The sequence below is a fragment of the Iodobacter arcticus genome (assembly GCF_042664895.1).
Taxonomy (GTDB): domain Bacteria; phylum Pseudomonadota; class Gammaproteobacteria; order Burkholderiales; family Chitinibacteraceae; genus Iodobacter; species Iodobacter arcticus.
This window is the reverse complement of the sequence record NZ_JBHTBQ010000004.1, coordinates 1-17,584: the sequence shown is the minus strand read 5'-3', so window position 1 is coordinate 17,584 and position 17,584 is coordinate 1. Positions and strand designations below refer to the sequence as shown.

Annotated in this window: 14 protein-coding genes; 9 read left to right on the top strand and 5 right to left on the bottom strand. The window is 48.4% G+C overall.

From position 1 onward, the window contains the following. The first annotated feature begins 127 nt into the window (after window positions 1-127). The 4 genes from purE (at window position 128) to tyrS (ending at window position 3,680) form a co-directional block, all read left to right on the top strand. Window positions 128-634 carry a 5-(carboxyamino)imidazole ribonucleotide mutase gene (gene purE, locus ACFQNF_RS01655; RefSeq protein WP_380185655.1) on the top strand — a complete coding sequence of 169 codons (507 nt, stop codon included), beginning with the start codon at window positions 128-130 and terminating at the stop codon, window positions 632-634. 49 nt (window positions 635-683) lie between these two features. After that, on the top strand, window positions 684-1,019 hold the full coding sequence (locus ACFQNF_RS01650) for a hypothetical protein (protein WP_380185654.1): 336 nt from the start codon (window positions 684-686) through the stop codon (window positions 1,017-1,019). Window positions 1,020-1,023: 4 nt separating this feature from the next. Then, window positions 1,024-2,163, top strand: coding sequence for a 5-(carboxyamino)imidazole ribonucleotide synthase (locus tag ACFQNF_RS01645; protein WP_380185653.1), 1,140 nt, complete (start codon window positions 1,024-1,026; stop codon window positions 2,161-2,163). Window positions 2,164-2,414: 251 nt separating this feature from the next. Next, entirely contained in the window at window positions 2,415-3,680 is a 1,266-nt protein-coding gene (gene tyrS / locus ACFQNF_RS01640; protein WP_380185652.1) for a tyrosine--tRNA ligase, read from the top strand. Between the two features lie 33 nt (window positions 3,681-3,713). Here tyrS and ACFQNF_RS01635 read toward each other — a convergent pair whose 3' ends face one another. From ACFQNF_RS01635 to pncB, 3 genes are all read right to left on the bottom strand, one after another. Further along, the gene (locus ACFQNF_RS01635; RefSeq protein ID WP_380185650.1) at window positions 3,714-5,219 is read right to left on the bottom strand and encodes a Fic family protein; all 1,506 of its coding nucleotides are present in this window, start codon (window positions 5,217-5,219) and stop codon (window positions 3,714-3,716) included. 19 nt (window positions 5,220-5,238) lie between these two features. Beyond that, window positions 5,239-6,582, bottom strand: a complete 1,344-nt coding sequence (gene pssA, locus ACFQNF_RS01630; protein ID WP_380185649.1) for a CDP-diacylglycerol--serine O-phosphatidyltransferase — start codon at window positions 6,580-6,582, stop codon at window positions 5,239-5,241. Window positions 6,583-6,709: 127 nt separating this feature from the next. Beyond that, entirely contained in the window at window positions 6,710-7,918 is a 1,209-nt protein-coding gene (pncB, locus tag ACFQNF_RS01625; RefSeq protein ID WP_380185648.1) for a nicotinate phosphoribosyltransferase, read from the bottom strand. 307 nt (window positions 7,919-8,225) lie between these two features. On the opposite strand from pncB, the gene ACFQNF_RS01620 reads away from it, so the two are divergent. Genes ACFQNF_RS01620 through fabI form a run of 4 tightly spaced genes read left to right on the top strand, consistent with a single transcriptional unit; the run spans window position 8,226 to window position 13,832 of the window. Beyond that, complete coding sequence (locus ACFQNF_RS01620) at window positions 8,226-10,391, top strand: DUF3141 domain-containing protein (RefSeq protein ID WP_380185646.1); 2,166 nt, start codon at window positions 8,226-8,228, stop codon at window positions 10,389-10,391. A gap of 12 nt (window positions 10,392-10,403) precedes the next feature. After that, window positions 10,404-11,792 carry a bifunctional enoyl-CoA hydratase/phosphate acetyltransferase gene (locus ACFQNF_RS01615; RefSeq protein WP_380185645.1) on the top strand — a complete coding sequence of 463 codons (1,389 nt, stop codon included), beginning with the start codon at window positions 10,404-10,406 and terminating at the stop codon, window positions 11,790-11,792. A 10-nt stretch (window positions 11,793-11,802) separates the two neighbouring features. Further along, a complete protein-coding gene (locus ACFQNF_RS01610; protein ID WP_380185643.1) occupies window positions 11,803-12,984 on the top strand; it encodes an acetate/propionate family kinase in 1,182 nt (393 codons plus the stop codon). A 59-nt stretch (window positions 12,985-13,043) separates the two neighbouring features. Next, entirely contained in the window at window positions 13,044-13,832 is a 789-nt protein-coding gene (gene fabI, locus ACFQNF_RS01605; protein WP_380185642.1) for an enoyl-ACP reductase FabI, read from the top strand. Between the two features lie 90 nt (window positions 13,833-13,922). On the opposite strand, the gene ACFQNF_RS01600 is transcribed toward fabI, so the two are convergent. Next, the gene (locus ACFQNF_RS01600) at window positions 13,923-15,125 is read right to left on the bottom strand and encodes a glycerophosphodiester phosphodiesterase (RefSeq protein WP_380185641.1); all 1,203 of its coding nucleotides are present in this window, start codon (window positions 15,123-15,125) and stop codon (window positions 13,923-13,925) included. 212 nt (window positions 15,126-15,337) lie between these two features. Between ACFQNF_RS01600 and ACFQNF_RS01595 the strand changes: the two genes are divergently transcribed. Continuing rightward, entirely contained in the window at window positions 15,338-16,354 is a 1,017-nt protein-coding gene (locus ACFQNF_RS01595) for a transporter (RefSeq protein WP_380185640.1), read from the top strand. Window positions 16,355-16,373: 19 nt separating this feature from the next. On the opposite strand, the gene ACFQNF_RS01590 is transcribed toward ACFQNF_RS01595, so the two are convergent. Next, window positions 16,374-17,138, bottom strand: coding sequence for a CHAD domain-containing protein (locus tag ACFQNF_RS01590; RefSeq protein WP_380185639.1), 765 nt, complete (start codon window positions 17,136-17,138; stop codon window positions 16,374-16,376). Window positions 17,139-17,584: the final 446 nt, after the last annotated feature.

Genomic DNA, 17,584 nt, shown 5'->3' with positions numbered 1-17,584 from the left:
TAAAGTACGGCTTTTGCACGTTTTTTTCATACCAAACATGCACCGCTACGTTATAAGGTAAGCGCAATTGAAACTGTGCCCACTGGCATTTTTTCGGTAACATCCATTCTTTACTCGGGGGAAACCCATGATTCAAGTCGGCGTTGTAATGGGTAGCAATAGTGACTGGGAAGTCATGCAGCATGCCGCTAAGCAACTAAAAGCCTTTGGTGTGGCATTTGAATGCCGCGTTGTCTCGGCACATCGCACCCCTGATCTCTTGTTTGAGTACGCCGAAACGGCCGCTAGCCGCGGCTTGCAGTGCATTATTGCAGGTGCAGGTGGCGCAGCACATCTGCCAGGAATGATTGCCGCCAAAACCACCATTCCGGTGCTGGGTGTGCCTGTTCCGTCTAAATACCTGCGCGGCGAAGATTCACTGCTTTCCATCGTGCAAATGCCTAAAGGCATTCCGGTTGCTACATTTGCGATTGGCGAAGCAGGCGCTGCTAATGCTGCGCTATTTGCTGTTTCTCTACTTGCGAATGCCATCCCTGAGCTGGCTGCCAAGCTAGCCACATTTCGGACCGAGCAAAAAGAAACCGTACTGGCGATGGTCTTACCCGAACTAGAGGATAGCTCGGAAAAACTGTAGTTTCTAAGCAAGACAAGGCGCGAGCAAAAAATATCGACGCGGCCTATGTTTGATAGGTAAGGAGATATTTTTTGGGAGCAACGCAGTATTGCAACGAAAATACGGTTTTTCGAGATGCCCTAGAATGAAACCCACCAAAGAGCTATTGGCAGAGCTAGAAGAAAAAGGCTTTTTATTCAGCGTTTTTTACCGGGGCGCCCTCTGCTGGGGGCTGCCTTTTGGTTTGCTTTCTTCTTTGGCTATCAGCTTTTTTGCACACACATCATATATCGCCGCCATGATCCAAATCCTGCCTATAGCGCTTATTTTTGGCGCTATCTTTGGCTGGGGCTTATGGGGTGTTGCCCTTTTGCAGGGCGTAAAACAAAGACAAGATAAGGATTGATAAGATGGCCATTAAGCCAATTCTGCCGCCTGCGATGCTTGGCATTCTGGGTGGCGGCCAACTGGGCCGCATGTTTGCCATGGCAGCGAAAACCATGGGCTATGGTGTAACCGTACTCGATCCTGATCCAAGCTCCCCCGCTGCCGAGATCGCCGATGTCCATCTTTGTAAGCCCTATACCGATCCAGAAGCACTCGCCGCACTCGCCCAGCAATGTGCAGCGGTTACCACCGAGTTTGAAAACGTCAACGCAGACAGCATGCGTTGGCTGGCAAGCCAAGGTGTAAAAGTCAGCCCATCGGGTGATTCAGTCGCCATCGCTCAAGACCGGACGAAAGAGAAAAACTTTATCCGTGATGCAGGCCTCGCTACTGCGCCTTTTCTTGTGATCGAGAATTCTGGCGATCTGGAGCAAGACCTCAGCCCCTACCTGCCAGGCATTTTAAAAACAGCGCGAAATGGCTACGACGGCAAGGGCCAAGTGCGAATCAAAAGCTTAGAAGAGGCCCGCTACGCCCTATCCGAGCTAAAGCATCAGCCCTGTGTGCTAGAAAAAATGCTGCCGCTGAAAGCCGAAGTTTCGGTGATTGTGGCCCGCAGTGCTGCCAATGAAATCGCCTGTTTTCCGCCAGCAGAAAACATCCATACCGATGGCGTGTTAGATATCTCCATCGTACCGGCCCGTATCAGCGCAGAAATCACTGAGCGCGCTCGTGCAATGGCCATTCAGCTGGCTGAAAAGCTCGATTACATCGGCGTGATTGCGGTTGAATTCTTTGTGCTGGAAGACGATACGCTGGTCATCAACGAAATGGCACCGCGCCCGCACAATAGCGGCCATTACACGCTGGACGCCACATTGAGCAGCCAGTTTGAGCAGCAAGTACGCACCATGTGCGGCCTCTACCCCGGCAAGCCCGATCTGCACACGCCAGTAGTCATGGTGAATCTGCTGGGAGATGTCTGGCACGATGATGGCAGCGATCCGCACTGGGAAATCATGCTCACTGCGCCGAATACCAAGCTGCACCTCTACGGCAAAAAAGAAGCCCGCGCAGGCCGCAAAATGGGCCATTACAATGTGCTGGCCAGCAATGTGGATGCCGCTTTAGAGCAGGCTTTGGCGCTAAAAGAAACGCTGTAATACAAAACCCAAGTCTTGAACCACGGAGTGAAGGAGAACACGGAGGATCACGGAGAAAACCTTAAAGACAGGCAATAACCATACAAATGAACGGCTCATGCAAAACCTGATGCACCGTTTTATTGCTTGGTGATTGTTATCCCCAAGGTTTTCTCCGTGGAACTCCGTGTTCTCTGGGGCCGAAGTGGTTCAAGACTTGGGTTTAAAAACCTTTGTCAGATCCAAATAAAATAAACCGGAGCAAGAGTGAAATGAATTTAATCAGCGATTTACAAGCACGTGGCCTGATCGCCCAACTGACTGATGGCGATGCGCTAGAAAAACGGCTGGCTGAGAAATCCATTACTCTTTATTGCGGCTTTGACCCCACCGCAGATAGCCTGCACATCGGTAGCTTGGTGCCAATTCTGGTGCTCAAACGCTTCCAGGAAGCGGGCCACAAGCCGATTGCTCTAGTTGGTGGTGCCACCGGCATGATTGGCGACCCTAGCTTTAAAGCCACCGAACGCAAGCTCAACACCCTAGATGTTATCGATAGCTGGGTGGGCAAAATCCGCAAACAAGTTGAGCCTTTCCTCAATTTTGAAGGTAGTAACGCCGCCATTATGGCCAATAACCATGACTGGTTTGGCAAGATGGACGTGCTGACGTTCTTGCGCGATATCGGCAAGCACTTCTCCGTAAACGCCATGATCAAAAAAGAAGCAGTACAACAGCGGATTAACCGCGACGATTCCGGTATTTCTTTCACCGAATTCACCTACAGCCTGCTGCAAGGTTACGACTTTGTAGAGCTGAATAAGCAGCACGGCTGCGAGCTGCAAATTGGCGGCTCTGATCAGTGGGGCAATATCACCGCCGGTACAGACCTCACCCGCCGCATGAATCAGCAGCAGGTGTTTGGCCTGACCCTGCCGCTGGTGACTAAATCGGATGGCACTAAATTTGGTAAAACTGAAAGCGGCACGATTTGGCTGGATGCTAAAAAAACCTCGCCATACAAGTTTTACCAATTCTGGCTGACCACAGCCGATGCAGACGTTTATAAATTCTTACGCTATTTCACCTTCTTAAGTACGACAGAAATTGATGCCATTGAAGCGGCAGATAAAGAAGCCGCTGGCAAACCGGAAGGCCAGCGCATTCTGGCCGAACAAGTGACCACCTTGGTACACGGCAGCGAAGCCGTAGTTGCGGCACAACGCATCAGCCAAAGCTTGTTTTCAGAAGATCAGAACTCACTGACGATCGACGATTTTGAGCAGCTGGCTCTCGATGGCTTGCCGCATATTGAAATCAATAAAGACCAAACCGGCCTACTCGATGCACTCGTTGCTGGCGAGCTAGCCACCTCCAAAAGCCAAGCCCGTGGCTTTATCGAAAGTGGCGCAGTGATTATCAACGGCGCTAAAATCACTGATGTGGCTTATAGCCTGAGCGATGCAGATCGCCGTTACGGTAACTACACCCTGCTGCGCCGTGGTAAGAAAAACCATTGTCTGGTGATTTGGAAGTAAGTACGCAATAGCCACGGTGCAATGCGCCGTGGCTTAACTGGCTGCCTGCCCTGCTTTCCAAGCCTCAAACTCAGAAATCCGTAAGCCATAGCGCGCCAACACGCCTTCGTGCAAGCGGCGTAGCTCTTCCACGATCAAAGCCTGCACACCAGAGCGACTCTCCTCAGCTACTTTTTCAAGCGCAATTTGCTGAATTACTGAAAAAGCATCTGCATTAGGCTGCCTAACTACATCCCTAATCGCCTCTCTAATCACATCCCGCCATGCCAGTCGAATAGGATCTGGCTCGACAAGATTTTGCTTAATCGCCAAATATTCCTGCGTTGATCGCTCGTAAGCCCAAACGTATAAATCACGCAGCAACTCTACCCGCGTCATTTCGTAAAGCCCAAGGGTGGCGCGGCTATAAGCTTGCTCAGGCACATCAAGGAAAGTAAGCGGGCAAAGATTGGCACGAAACAAAGGCAGATTAGCAGCCAAACGCGAGGTGCGTTTATTCACATCGGCAAAAGACTGCAAATACGGCAGTTGCACCATCATAAAAAAGGATTGCTCAAATGGATCATTAATTTGATTCACTTTATCGAGCAAAATATCCAGCGCTTCCTCAATCTGGGCGGAGGCGGATAAAGGCCGATACACGCTTTTGCCAATATCCACCGCATGCTGACGAATCCGGCCTTCATCGGATGGATTAGGCATTAAGTTTTCTGACAATGCGCTATGCAAATTCATCAGCGTATAGCGGTTAAACCCCACACTAGCGATATTCTCGACCAATAATTCAATCGCCGTTTTATGATTCAAAATCATCTGGGTTTCAATCGTACCCTTACCCTGCGCCACTTTGCCCTGCTCGATTAACTCGCGAGTATCAAGGCGGGAATAGGTGTTGCCTTCTAAACGACTCGAAGCCCAAGATAAATCAATCAGCAAGCGATTCAAAATCGCGCGGCTATATGTGCCAGCGGGCGACTCAGCCACCGCCGTTTTACCTATCTTATGCAGCTGTCGCCGTAAAGATTCAGACAAATACCATGATTGATTCGGCTGATAAGCATCTAAAAACTCACGCTGATAGCCTACAGGCTTGCGCGCCTCAACAGGCTGATCAATATAAGCAACAATATCCCGGCTATCGGCCGACAGCGGGATAAAGCTTGGAAAAGTATCCACTTCCCGCACATACACCGCAGCGGCTGCGACTGGGCTCTGATAATGGCGAGCAAAATACCGCCGAGCACGTCCCTCGCCCACCGCCGTCATTTGCTGATCGCTAATTAGCTGGCGAATCCAGCGCTGCGCAGTTCGGCGCGGCACATCTTGGTGCTGCGCCATAAGCTGCGCCAACGTTAAGCCCGCCTGAGATGCTTGAATACTTGTAAGCAGCTTGATTGCAGTAGACATACGAAACCTTTGGCGCAGTTTACTAAACTGCGCCACAATAATGGCGCGGTAAACGACGTAAATGCCGATCAGCGCCATATTGACTGAGCCAGATATAAAAAAACCACAACGAATCGCTGTGGTTTTCTGCATGCTTTTAGTAAGAAAATGACTAGAGTAGCCTAGAAATCAATCGATCCGCCCTAAAGCGTGATAGTCGGGTCAGTAACTTTTTAACCGGTGGCGGATAATCCAGCACGGTTTCCAGCTCGCGGTAATAAGCAATACGCGTAGTATTCTTAGCAATTTCAGCTTTTTCCTGCTGCAATTGCTCTTTTAATTCATGTTTTGGATCATGAATAAGCAAGGCGTTTTCTAAATCTAGACTAAACGCACGCGGGTTTAGATTATTGCCGGTAAGCAGAATATAATCATCATCCACCCAAATGCCTTTCAAATGATAACTATGGCCGGGATCATTCCAAAGCATTAAATTAAGCTGGCCACGGTGAATATCTAATTGATGCAATTTAGCAAAACGACGTAAATGCGTTTCGTATAAGTAGGGCAATGCACCAATCGTTTTAAATGGCTCGCTTTCGGGGATATAAAAATCATTAGCTTTTTTCTCGCCAACAATAATATCAACCTTAACGCCCTTTTGTAGCAAGCGATTGATTTCTTTGATCACCGTACGGGGCAAATTAAAATACGGGGTACAAATTTGCACATGCTGCTTGGCTGCGCCCAACAATTTAATAATCAGCCGATTTAATGAATTACGTTTGCCCACCCCTACAACCGGAGTAATGCCCAAGCCGGATACTTCATCCTGAGCATGATGAGTTGCATATTGAGCCGATTTAAGCCGCTGACGTAATTGTCGAATATCCGGGCTAATTTGTTTTGTGCTAGGGATAGGGTCTAAATCTAAACGATAAACAGCGCTACTATTTAAAAATTCAGTCTGCAAGAAATTAACCATGCTATCAGCTAAAGCAGAATTTTTAATTACCTGATATCGATCATAACGATAGCGATCGCCTACATTCAAATACACATTATTTAAACTGGCACCGCTATACACAACGGTGTCATCAAAAATAAAACCTTTCAAATGCAATACACCAAATAGCTCGCGCGTTTGCACTGGCACGCCATAAATAGGCACATTCAGCTCGTGATCAAATCTAATACGCTGATACCAAGCAGCATTTCCCGCCTGTGCACCTGCACCAATCAGCCCGCGCTGCGCACGATGCCAATCTACAAAAACACGGATATCTAAATCCGGGCAACGTGCACGAGCGGCGTATAAAGCATCTAAGATTTGCGTACCCGCTTCATCTTCCTGCAAATACAGCGCCGTAATATAGATTCGTGTTTGTGCCTTACTAATCAGATCGAGTAATTTCTGGCGAAATGCCTCAGTCGTCAGCAAAGTCTGAAAATGAGCTGGATCTTGTGCAAAACGCGGCAAAGATGCCAAATATGAGCGGTTAGTTTCAAAAAGCATAAATGATCTGCAAAAAGCAGTGTGACCTATCAAGCGGATTGAAGCCTAGTATCTTAGCACTATGCTTTCTAAGAAAGGAGATGTATTAATTGCAATAAAGGCATTGCACAATTTTAAACACACGCGATTACTGACGGGTAATTTGAAAAACATCGCAGAGATAATTAAGGAAATTTTCATCCTCACACATTCCCTTACCCGCAGTATCACTCACTTTGGCCACCGGCTGTCCATTACAAGACACCAGCTTCATCACAATCTGCAGTGGCACTTGGCCGCAATCATTAGATAAGTGAGTGCCAATACCAAAACCGGTACGGGTGCGCGGAGCAAAGTGGCGGTATAAAGCAATCGACTTATCCAAAGTTAAACCATCACTGAAAACTAATTGCTTGGTACCATAATCAATATTCATTTTTTTATAATGGGCAATCACCTTTTCGCCCCATTCAAACGGATCGCCCGAATCGTGGCGTAAGCCATCAAATAGTTTACAAAAATACAAATCAAAATCGCGTAAAAAAGCATCGGTTCCCACCACATCGGTAAGCGCAATACCTAAATCACCACGATACTCCCGCACCCAATGCTCCAGCGCATTGGTCTGAAAATCCCGTAAGCGTGAGCCAAAGCATTGAAATGCCTGCATATATTCATGCGCCATCGTACCAATGGGCGTTACGCCATATTGCATCGCCAATAAAACATTACTCGTACCACGGAAATAGGGTGCAGCCTCTTTGGCCAATAAACCGACCATTTCTGCATGCCAGACTCTGGAAAAACGCCGCCGTGTACCAAAATCAAAAAATACAAAGGGGTTAGCAGGCATGGCCCCAGCAGATAAATGCTTAAGAGTTGCTAATTTAGCCTGCAAACGCTCGCGGCCAATAGCAAATGCGGCTTGTGCAGGAAACTGCCTAAAGTAAATTTCATTCACAATAGATAAAACATAAATCTCAAATAACATGCAATGCAGCATAGGCCCGGCAACACGGATATCTAAATCATCCGGGTGAGCGTCTTGCACTGTAATGTGAATAAAACGCCGCTGCAGCTGGAATAAACGCAAGAAATCAACAAAATCTGATTTGATAAAACGTAACTTAGCTAAATAGGCTAATTCTGGCTCGCTAAAGCGCAAAGAGCATAAATGATCCAGCTGGGCCTCAATTTCACTTTTAAGCAAGGCCAAAGGTAAAGCGGGCGTATTGCGGCATTTAAAAGCGTAAGCAGCTTGAGTCTCGGGCTGATGATGCAATATTTCTTGCATCATCGTAAATTTATAAAGATCGGTATCCAGCAAGGATTCGATCACTGGCGTGCAGCCAAGCATGAAAAGCTCCATTAAATAAACATGCTCTAAGAACTCCCGGTACTCGCAACACTCAATCTCAAAGCAAGCACAGTAAACGACTTTGCCCAGCTCGCGTCAAGCTTGCCAGCCCGCAATAAATCCACCTTATGAGATACACGCATTCACGATAAGCCAACAAAACTTATACATACTACTGTCATGTTTCCCATTTAGCTTGTCAGCTTCTTTATCCTTATTTACTATCTGCTGCGGATTTCTTTATCTTATTAATCAAAAGCTTACAAATACGACAATATCTCTACAACTTCTTACAGCGAGTGGCGCAATGACCCAAACAACCTTTCCTTCTCCCTTGGCTCTTTTGGAACAGGCTTGGGAATATTGCTTAGACACCACTCAGCGCTCAACACTTTTCCTTGATGTCATGCGGGAGCGAGGCAATATTTCGATTGCCCATGCCCAAAATGGCAAACCGCCGCTACTGGCCTTTGACTATGAATTGCTCATTGATGCTCGCAGCTTAGCTACGCCTTGCAACTATATGCTGCTGCGCGTGCTCGCGCCGGTTGGCACGCCTATTGATGACACAAAACGCCCCTATATTATTATTGATCCAAGAGCGGGCCATGGCGCAGGAATAGGTGGCTTTAAAGCCGATTCACAAGTCGGCGTGGCCTTGCGGGCCGGGCACCCCGTTTATTTTGTGGGCTTTTATCCAGACCCGGTTCCCGGCCAGCGTTTACAAGACGTGATGCAGGCCGAGGCCTTATTTATCGAAGAAGTGATCAAGCGCCACCCCAAAGCCAGCGGCAAGCCCTGCATTATTGGCAACTGCCAGGCAGGCTGGGCGGTTGCGGGTCTTGCAGCAATGCGTCCAGAGATTATGGGGCCGATCGTGCTCAATGGCGCGCCACTATCTTACTGGGCAGGCTCGGACGAGCAAAATCCGATGCGCTATGCAGGAGGCGTCAATGGTGGCTCTTGGATGGCCGCACTGAGCGCAGATTTGGGCGGCGGTGTATTTGATGGCGCGCATCTGGTTAAAAACTTTGAAAAGTTAAACCCAGCCAATACGCTATGGGGTAAGCCTTACCATCTGTATGCCAATATCGATACCGAGGCTGCACGCTATTTGGAATTTGAACGCTGGTGGGGCGGGCATTTCCGGATGACAGGCCATGAAATTGAAGCCATCGTTAATCAACTTTTTATTGGCAATAAGCTAGCCAGCGGGCAAATCCAGACACCAGATGGCAGCACTCTCGATTTACGAAAAATCACCGCACCGATTATTGTTTTTGCATCTTGGGGCGACGATATCACGCCTCCGGCGCAGGCTTTAAATTGGATTATCGACCTCTACGGCCACGAAAGCGCCATCGTGAAAGAAGGCCAGATCATTGTGTATTTACTGCATAAAGATGTCGGCCATTTGGGTATTTTTGTCGGTGGCAAAGTGGCGCGTAAAGAGCATGCAGAGCTAGTAAATGTGATGGAGATGGTGGAGTCTTTGCCACCCGGCCTTTACGAAATGGCCATTGATGCCAAGACCGCTGATCTAGCTTATTCAGAGCTGGAGCAAGGTGACTACACCGTTAGTTTCGAAACCAGAAGCATTGAGCAATTACGCCAAGTTGACCCCGGTACTCGTAGCGATGAAGCCATTTTTAGCACAGTGGCGCAAGTTTCTGAAATTAACGATGCCATTTATAAAAATACAATACGCCCTGTTTTGCAGGCGGTGGTGACATCTGAAATGGGCGAATGGTCACGCAAGCTCAATCCGGAGACCTTACAGCGTTACGTGTACTCTGACTTCAATCCACTGATGGCAGGTGTCGCTATTCAGGCAGAGCAAATTCGCCAATATCGCAGCCCTGCATCAGCAAATAATTTTTTTCTGAGCTTGGAAAAACAAGCCTCCGAGCTGATTATCGAATCGCTCAATAATTATCGTGATCTACGCAACGCCACCACCGCCAACTATGTTAAAGCGGTGTACGGCCCACTAGGGCTGGGTGCATTTTTCCCTCCTGCAGCCCCGGTAGAAGAAAAAGTACGCGCTGAAGCTGAGCAGCGCCTGAATACGCTTCGTAGCGAGGCCGAGCCACAATTTGAACAAGGCAGCTTTACCGAAGGCCTCGCTCGGCTATTTGTACTTGCCATGCATCACACCGGCAATATTGAACGACGCTCTTTTTTAATTGGCGACAGTATTAAAGCAAATCTACCTGAGATTGATCCGATTGCGTGGCGACAAGCACTTGAAGAGCAAACCCTGCTCATTACCTTAGATGCAGAGCGCTCGGTGGCGACCTTACCTAAACTCTTAAAAAATCTGACTGAGCGTAAGCGTGCCGTAGAGATCGTCGCTAAAGTCACCATGCTAGCTCCCGAGCTGGAAAACCCCGCCTCCCCCCTCGCCATCAAAGCCAAAGAGCTACTAGGGATAAAAGCCAGCCGCGCTAAACCTGCCGCTAAAAACACCTAAGGGGCAGAATAAATGAGCAGCATCACCTTACAAAATCGCTGTTTTGATGAAATAGAAATCGGCGATTACGCCAGTGTGCAACACACTTTATCGATGCGGGATATTCAGCTTTTTGCCACGGTAGCGGGAGATTTCAACCCAACGCATCTAGAGGCGGCCTTTGCTAATCATGCTGGGTTTAGCGGGGCAACCGCCCCCGGCATGTGGATGGGAGCACAAATATCGGGGCTTTTAGGTAGTCAGCTGCCGGGACCAGGCACCGTTTATGCGGGGCAAAGTTTGCAGTTTCATGCAGCAGCCATTTTAGGAGACACCCTGGAAATCAGTATTACCGTGCGCGAGAAATACCCGGAGGGCCATATCATCAGTTTTGATTGCCAGTGCAGCAATCAGCACGGCCAAACCATGATGACCGGCATTGCTAAGGTCGTTGCACCCACAGAAAAAATTATCCTGACTCGACCTGATGCAGGCCTTGTCAGCGTGCAAACTCATCATGCCTTTGAAACTCTGCTCGAGCGCTGCGACGAGCTACCCGCCTTTACCGTAGCGATCGCCCATCCCTGCGACTTCTCTTCGCTCAAAGCAGCCATTGCAGTGGCAGCACAAAACTTAATGCAGCCGATTCTAGTGGGCCCACGCGCTAAAATCGAAGCCATTGCCACGCAAAATGCTCTGGATATCAGCGCATTCAGAATAGAAGACGTAGCGCATAGCCATGCGGCAGCCAGCCGAGCTGTAGAGCTAGTCACCAGCGGCGAAGCGCACATCCTAATGAAGGGCAGCCTGCATACCGACGAGCTCATGAGCGCCGTCGTTAAAAGCAGCCTGCGTACCGAACGCCGAATCAGCCATGTTTTTATTATGGATGTGCCGACTTACCACAAAACGCTTTTGGTGACCGATGCAGCGATCAATATCTACCCCGACCTGCTGGATAAACTCGACATTTGCCAAAATGCCATCGATTTAGCACACATCTTAGGAATTGCTAAGCCTAAGGTGGCTATTTTGTCTGCGGTAGAAACCATTAATCCTAAAATCCTCTCTACCTTAGAAGCCGCCAGCCTATGCAAAATGGCTGATAGGGGACAAATCACCGGTGCAATTCTGGATGGCCCGCTGGCATTGGATAACGCCATTAGCTATGAATCGGCTCGTATCAAGAAAATCACCTCGATGGTAGCGGGTGACGCGGATATTTTGCTCGTCCCCGATCTAGAGGCAGGCAATATCCTCGCCAAGCAACTCACCTTTATGAGTAATGCCGACGCTGCAGGCATTGTGTTAGGTGCTCGAGTGCCCATTGTGCTGACCAGCCGTGCCGATAACGACCGAACTAAGCTCGCCTCCTGCGTCATTGCCTGCTTAATGGCCAATGCCCGCATTACGCCAACATAGGATTAAAGCAATGACTAAGGCCATTCTGGTTCTGAATGCGGGCTCATCCAGCCTAAAGTTTTCTTTGTTTGAATATGAAGCAGCGAGTGATTTGCATCTGATGGCTAAGGGCCAAGTTGAGGGCATAGGCAATGCACCTCACTTTGTTGCTAAAGATCATCATGAGCAAATCTTGGCGGATGAACATTGGCAAGGAGAAGACAAAGATCATGACCATTGCCTGCGAGCCATTGCCACGCTCTTAAACCAGCACTATCAAGGACTCAAACTACTAGGGGTTGGGCATCGTGTCGTGCATGGTGGCGCACACTATGCGGCCCCTGTACGGCTCACACCCGGCATTATCAACGCACTCGATGCGCTCACGCCTTTGGCCCCACTCCATCAGTCACATAATTTGGCCGCCATTCGCGCAGTTGCAAGCGCTCTGCCCGGTTTACCGCAAATAGCCTGTTTTGATACAGCATTTCACCGCAGCCAAAACCAAATCAATCAGCTATTTGGGCTTCCCTATAGCTGCTACGAGCGCGGCATTCGGCGTTATGGCTTTCATGGTTTGTCGTATGAATACGTCTCGAGCACCCTCAAGCAGCGAGAGCCAGAAATTGCCGCTGGCAAAGTTGTAATCGCCCACTTAGGTAATGGTGCCAGCATGTGCGCCGTGCAAAATGGCAAAAGCGTGGCAAGCAGCATGGGGTTTACAGCATTAGATGGCCTGATGATGGGCACGCGCACCGGCAATCTGGATGCAGGCGTCGTTTTATATTTGCTACAGCAGGAGCAACTTAGCGTTCAGCAAGTAGAAGAGCTACTTTATAAACGCTCCGGCCTGCTCGGGCTATCGGGCATTAGCAGCGATATGCGTGTTCTACTCGATAGCCATGAGCCGCAAGCCGCACTGGCCGTTGATTATTTCGTACATCGCATCAGCAGGGAGCTGGGCTCGCTCGCCGCCAGCATGAATGGCTTGGATGCGCTGGTTTTTACCGCAGGCATAGGCGAAAACAGCGCCATTATCCGCCAGCGAGTGTGTGAGCAAGCACAGTGGTTAGGCATCGATATCGACCCCCATGCCAATGCCGCAAATGAATTCTGTATCAGTGCCATAGATAGCCCCACCACCGTATGGTTGATTCCAAGCAATGAGGAACTCATGATTGCGCGCCATACTCGCACCCAACTCGGCTTGTGATTGGGCAAGCTGCTCGCACAGTACGCCCCTCCCCACACTCAACCATTTAAGGACACAAGATGAACCAACTTAGCATCTCACCGCATGAAACACTGGCAGGGAAAAAAGGCATTATCATCGGCATCGCTAACCAGCACTCCATTGCCTATGGCTGCGCTAAAGCATTTCAGCAAAGAGGTGCCGAGTTAGCCATCACCTATATCAACGAAAAAGGCCGGCCTTTTGTGGAACCTCTGGCTGCCGAGCTAGAAGCCTCGATCTTTCTGCCTATGGATGTGCTGCAAGCAGGGCAAATGGAAGCCGTATTTGAAGAAGTCCGTAAAAAATGGGGCCGCTTGGATTTTGCCATCCACTCAATTGCCTTTGCCCCCAAAGAAGCCCTGCACGGCCGTGTGGTCGATGTCACCGAAGAAGACTTTCATACAGCAATGAAGGTCTCCTGCTACTCCTTTATCGAAATGGCCCGCCTTGCCGAGCCGCTAATGGATAAAGGCGGCACGCTGTTTGCCATGAGCTATTACGGCGCAGAAAAAGTGATCAAAAATTACAATATCATGGGGCCGGTAAAAGCCGCGCTAGAGTCCGTCTGCCGTTATACCGCAGCGGAGCTAGGCCCTAAGGGGATTCGCGTGCACGCTATCTCGCCCGGCCCGCTCAAAACCCGCGCAGCATCAGGCATTGCAGAGTTCGATGAATTACTCGATAAAGCCGCCGCCGAAGCACCTGCCCGCTCACTGGTAAGCATCGAAGATGTAGGAGCCGCCTGCGCAGGCCTTGCATCGGACAGCGCCAAGCTGATTACTGGCGGCACTATTTATATTGATGGTGGTTTTCATATCATGGGCTGATGATCTGCGCCCTGTTCCACGTGAAACGGCTTTGCTGCAATGACAGCAAAGCCGTTTTTGTTTAGCACAAGCGCTATTACAAGGACGTGATTAACGCCCCATTTCTTTCAGGTATTCATTACGAGCCACAACGGCAGTATCCGCAAAATCACTAAATACCCCATCAATTCCCAGACGGAAAAACGCTTTATATTCCGCTTTAGGATCATTTTTAAAATCAGCAGGAATACGGCGCTTTTCATTGCGGAAAGTATAAGCATGCACCATCAAGCCTGCTTTATGCGCGTCGCTAATCAAGGTAGAAGGCGCAATGCTTGAGGCATCTGAGTAATCAACTTTGCCATCGCCATTCACATCCATCACCTTACCATCAGCACCAAGCTGGCCTTTCACCGAAATAATATACGGCTTCCAAGGACCAATACCATCTGCATAGGTTTTGATTTCAGCAAGGCCTGCGGGTGTCAGCATATCGGTAAAAAACCGCTTATCACCCGAAGTATTCCAGTCAAATGGGCGATCATAGGGGTAGGCCAGTGTGACCTTGCCTGTTTTTAAATCAACATCATCACCATCCACCAGCTGAATCAGCTTGGTCTTTAAACCCTTCTCTTTCATATATTTCAAGCTACTTGGCTCAAAGCTTTGCACAAAAATCGGTGCCGTCTTGCTGTTCCAGCCTGCTTTATTAATGATTTCAATGACCTTGTCTTCCAAAGCCAACTTTAAATTTCTGTGGTAAGTCGGATTTTTAGTTTCAGGATAAACCGCGATACTGCGGCTGCTCGTCGATTTGAGCTTGGCCAAATCAATAATCTCTTGAAACGTTGGAATTGCATACTGCCCATTAAATTGCTGTGGACGTGTTGGATCCGTGGTGATTTTAGCGCGCAGCGTTTTGATCTCGGCCAAAGTAAAATCGCTGGCAAACCAACCATCAAACGCTTCGCCGTCTACCGTATCTTTTCGCTTACGATTTGCAAATTCTGAACGGCTAGCCACATCAGTACTACCGCTCAGCTCAGGATCATGACGTGAAATCAACACGCCATCTTTTGTCGAGATCAAATCAGGCTCAATCGCATCCGCGCCCATCTCAATGGCTTTCGCATAAGCCTCAATCGTATGCTCAGGCAAAACACCTGAAGCCCCGCGATGAGCCACCACTAAAGGCTGCTGGCCATCCAGTGTTAATAAAGCAGGCTTTACTGCCTCTGGTGTTGCATCATCACTACCACCACAAGCACTCAAAGCGAGAGCAATACTACAAGCGAAGATCGAAGGTTTTAACATGGCGTGTTGATCTGCAAATAGATAAAACACTCATTTTAGAAACAATTAATTGCATTATTAAGTCATAAAAATGACGTATAGATGAATTTTAAAAAGGATCTAATAAAGCAGCTATATTGCCTATGCCGAAGGCCCAAAGCAGCGGTCATCTGCAACAAAGCCCAGCTAGTATGGTCACTTTTCAACCCGTATTGTTTATAAAAGCAGGTGTTATGGCTGCAAATTTAGTCGGCAATTATGGCTCAGACCAAACAGGAATGATTTGTGGCTATTTATTTCTACCCGGCTTACCAGGCCAGCAAATTGAATCAGAACAAATCAAAGATTATCTAAAGACGGCAAATAGCGAAGCTTCAGAAGAATATTTATGGCTGCATTTTAATCTGACCAATATTGCGGCAGAAAAATGGCTTAAAACCAATCTCTGCCTGTCCGAGCAATTCTTCGAAGCCTTGTATGAAGGCACGCAATCAACCCGTATTGAATACGCCGATCACAGCCTGATTGGTGTAGTGAATGATGTTTTATTTGATTTTGCTTTCAACGCATCAGATACCGCCACCCTATGGATGAGTGCAGACCGGCATGTACTGATTACCGCACGCAGCAAGCCATTACGCTCTATTGATAAGCTTCGCGATCATGTGCGGGCCGGAGAATTGTTTCGCTCCCCCGTGGACCTAATGGTAAATCTCTTACGCGATCAGGCCGATGTCTTAATGACAATCGTGCGGGAAGCTGCGGTAAAAGTAGACAAAGAAGAAGACCGGCTGCTTACCTATCGCCCCAATATCAAACTGGCAGATTTAGGCGCATTACGGCGAGTACTAGTGCGTTTATGCCGTCTATTAGCCCCCGAACCAGCCGCTCTGTTCAGGCTATTAAACAGGCCTCCCGAGTGGATCTCTCCACACGATGTGCAAGATCTACGCCAATCTACTGAGGAGTTTTCAGCGGTTTTAAGTGATATCTCCGCACTGGTAGAGCGCATCAAGCTATTACAAGAAGAAGTAGCCGCCAAAGTAAACGAGCAAACCAATCGCAGCATTTATATTCTTACCGTAGTGACGGTGCTGGCACTGCCAGTCAATATTATTGCCGGCTTAATGGGCATGAACGTGGGAGGCATTCCACTTGCCGAACACCCACATGGCTTTTGGATGATTGTTGCGCTCATCTTTATTTTTTTAATATTCGCCGCAGCTTGGGCTTTTCGCAATAAAGACTAAAAATCATTACGTAATTTCTTTAACCTAAAACCATAAACTCAGCCTTTCGTTGGCACATCAGTTTATGCCAAGCTTTATACGCTTTTCTTATCAAAGGCTTTTTGATCTTTTTTTTATGCATAAATTGGGCGATTAATTCAGCATCATGCAATTTACCAATCGCTGTTTGAGCTTGTTTAAGCGGTATTTGCAATTGATTTACTCTATTAGGCAACCACTTAGCGGCAAGCAACGATAAATAACGCAGCCTCTTAATGGTCAACCGCCGCTCATGCCATTGCTCTAACGTTGGAGATCCATTCTTCGCGGCTTGATTCAGGCAATTCTCATAGTCTTTCGCTTGCGATTTAATCCGCCGCTTCAAAAGCAAAGGGCCGCAAGCCGATATTCTCAAACGACATTGCTGCAAAGAAATATGAGCAAGCTGCGCAAAATCAGGCCCCGCTAAGGCGGCTGAAATCGCGGCCAACCCTTCACGATGCGTTACAGCTAATGCCGCTCTTTGCGATGCACTCATCCGCTCACCCACCAAAGAGAGCAACACTTCGGCATCTCGCGTCGGCCCTGTAAATTGAGCCAAGGCCTTCCACGCAGCAAGAATTCTGCCATCCAGCCGCTTTGAGCGCTTAAGCACAATAGGCAACAAAGAGCGCAAACTACGCAATGCCACACGAAAATCATGCAACGCCTCAACATCCTGTCCATTCAGCAATCGCGTACGTGCAGCATCAAGCCGACTTAGCTGCACAGCAATAATCTGCAAAAACTCATTCTTTTTAGGCATAGCTATTCCAACACCCTATGAATATTAATCAGCAACCGCACGGGAAACTCGACACAAGCAAATAACACCATAAAAACATTAACAATGTTGCATCAGCCATCCTGAATTAGCCAATTAAACCCCTAGTTTACTTTCATAGCAAGAACTTGATCCTGAACATTCCCCCTCCATCAACCCAAAGCAAAACATAAGGTTAATACAGCGAGGTCAATCAATCCCAGGCTCACGTACGCTCTAGCTATTGGTGATGTAGATTTTGTAGGTCGGGTTAGCGGCTTTATCGCGTAACCCGACACGCGAACCACAGATGGTTGGTCATTACGCTAGGGCTGCGTTTCCTTCCGCGCAAAGCAAAACCCCCGCCTCTTTCGAGTACGGGGGTTTTGTTTACGGCTTAGGGTGTCTGGCAATGACCTACTTTCACACAGGTAATCTGCACTATCATC

Coding starts and splice junctions, on each gene's coding strand:
- ACFQNF_RS01615 (WP_380185645.1), top strand. CDS start 10,404: ATGAGCAGCATCACCTTACAAAATCGCTGTTTTGATGAAATAGAAATC.
- pssA (WP_380185649.1), bottom strand. CDS start 6,582: ATGCTTTTTGAAACTAACCGCTCATATTTGGCATCTTTGCCGCGTTTT.
- fabI (WP_380185642.1), top strand. CDS start 13,044: ATGAACCAACTTAGCATCTCACCGCATGAAACACTGGCAGGGAAAAAA.
- ACFQNF_RS01610 (WP_380185643.1), top strand. CDS start 11,803: ATGACTAAGGCCATTCTGGTTCTGAATGCGGGCTCATCCAGCCTAAAG.
- ACFQNF_RS01595 (WP_380185640.1), top strand. CDS start 15,338: ATGGCTGCAAATTTAGTCGGCAATTATGGCTCAGACCAAACAGGAATG.
- tyrS (WP_380185652.1), top strand. CDS start 2,415: ATGAATTTAATCAGCGATTTACAAGCACGTGGCCTGATCGCCCAACTG.
- ACFQNF_RS01645 (WP_380185653.1), top strand. CDS start 1,024: ATGGCCATTAAGCCAATTCTGCCGCCTGCGATGCTTGGCATTCTGGGT.
- ACFQNF_RS01635 (WP_380185650.1), bottom strand. CDS start 5,219: ATGCAGAAAACCACAGCGATTCGTTGTGGTTTTTTTATATCTGGCTCA.
- pncB (WP_380185648.1), bottom strand. CDS start 7,918: ATGCTTGGCTGCACGCCAGTGATCGAATCCTTGCTGGATACCGATCTT.
- ACFQNF_RS01620 (WP_380185646.1), top strand. CDS start 8,226: ATGACCCAAACAACCTTTCCTTCTCCCTTGGCTCTTTTGGAACAGGCT.
- purE (WP_380185655.1), top strand. CDS start 128: ATGATTCAAGTCGGCGTTGTAATGGGTAGCAATAGTGACTGGGAAGTC.
- ACFQNF_RS01600 (WP_380185641.1), bottom strand. CDS start 15,125: ATGTTAAAACCTTCGATCTTCGCTTGTAGTATTGCTCTCGCTTTGAGT.
- ACFQNF_RS01590 (WP_380185639.1), bottom strand. CDS start 17,138: ATGCCTAAAAAGAATGAGTTTTTGCAGATTATTGCTGTGCAGCTAAGT.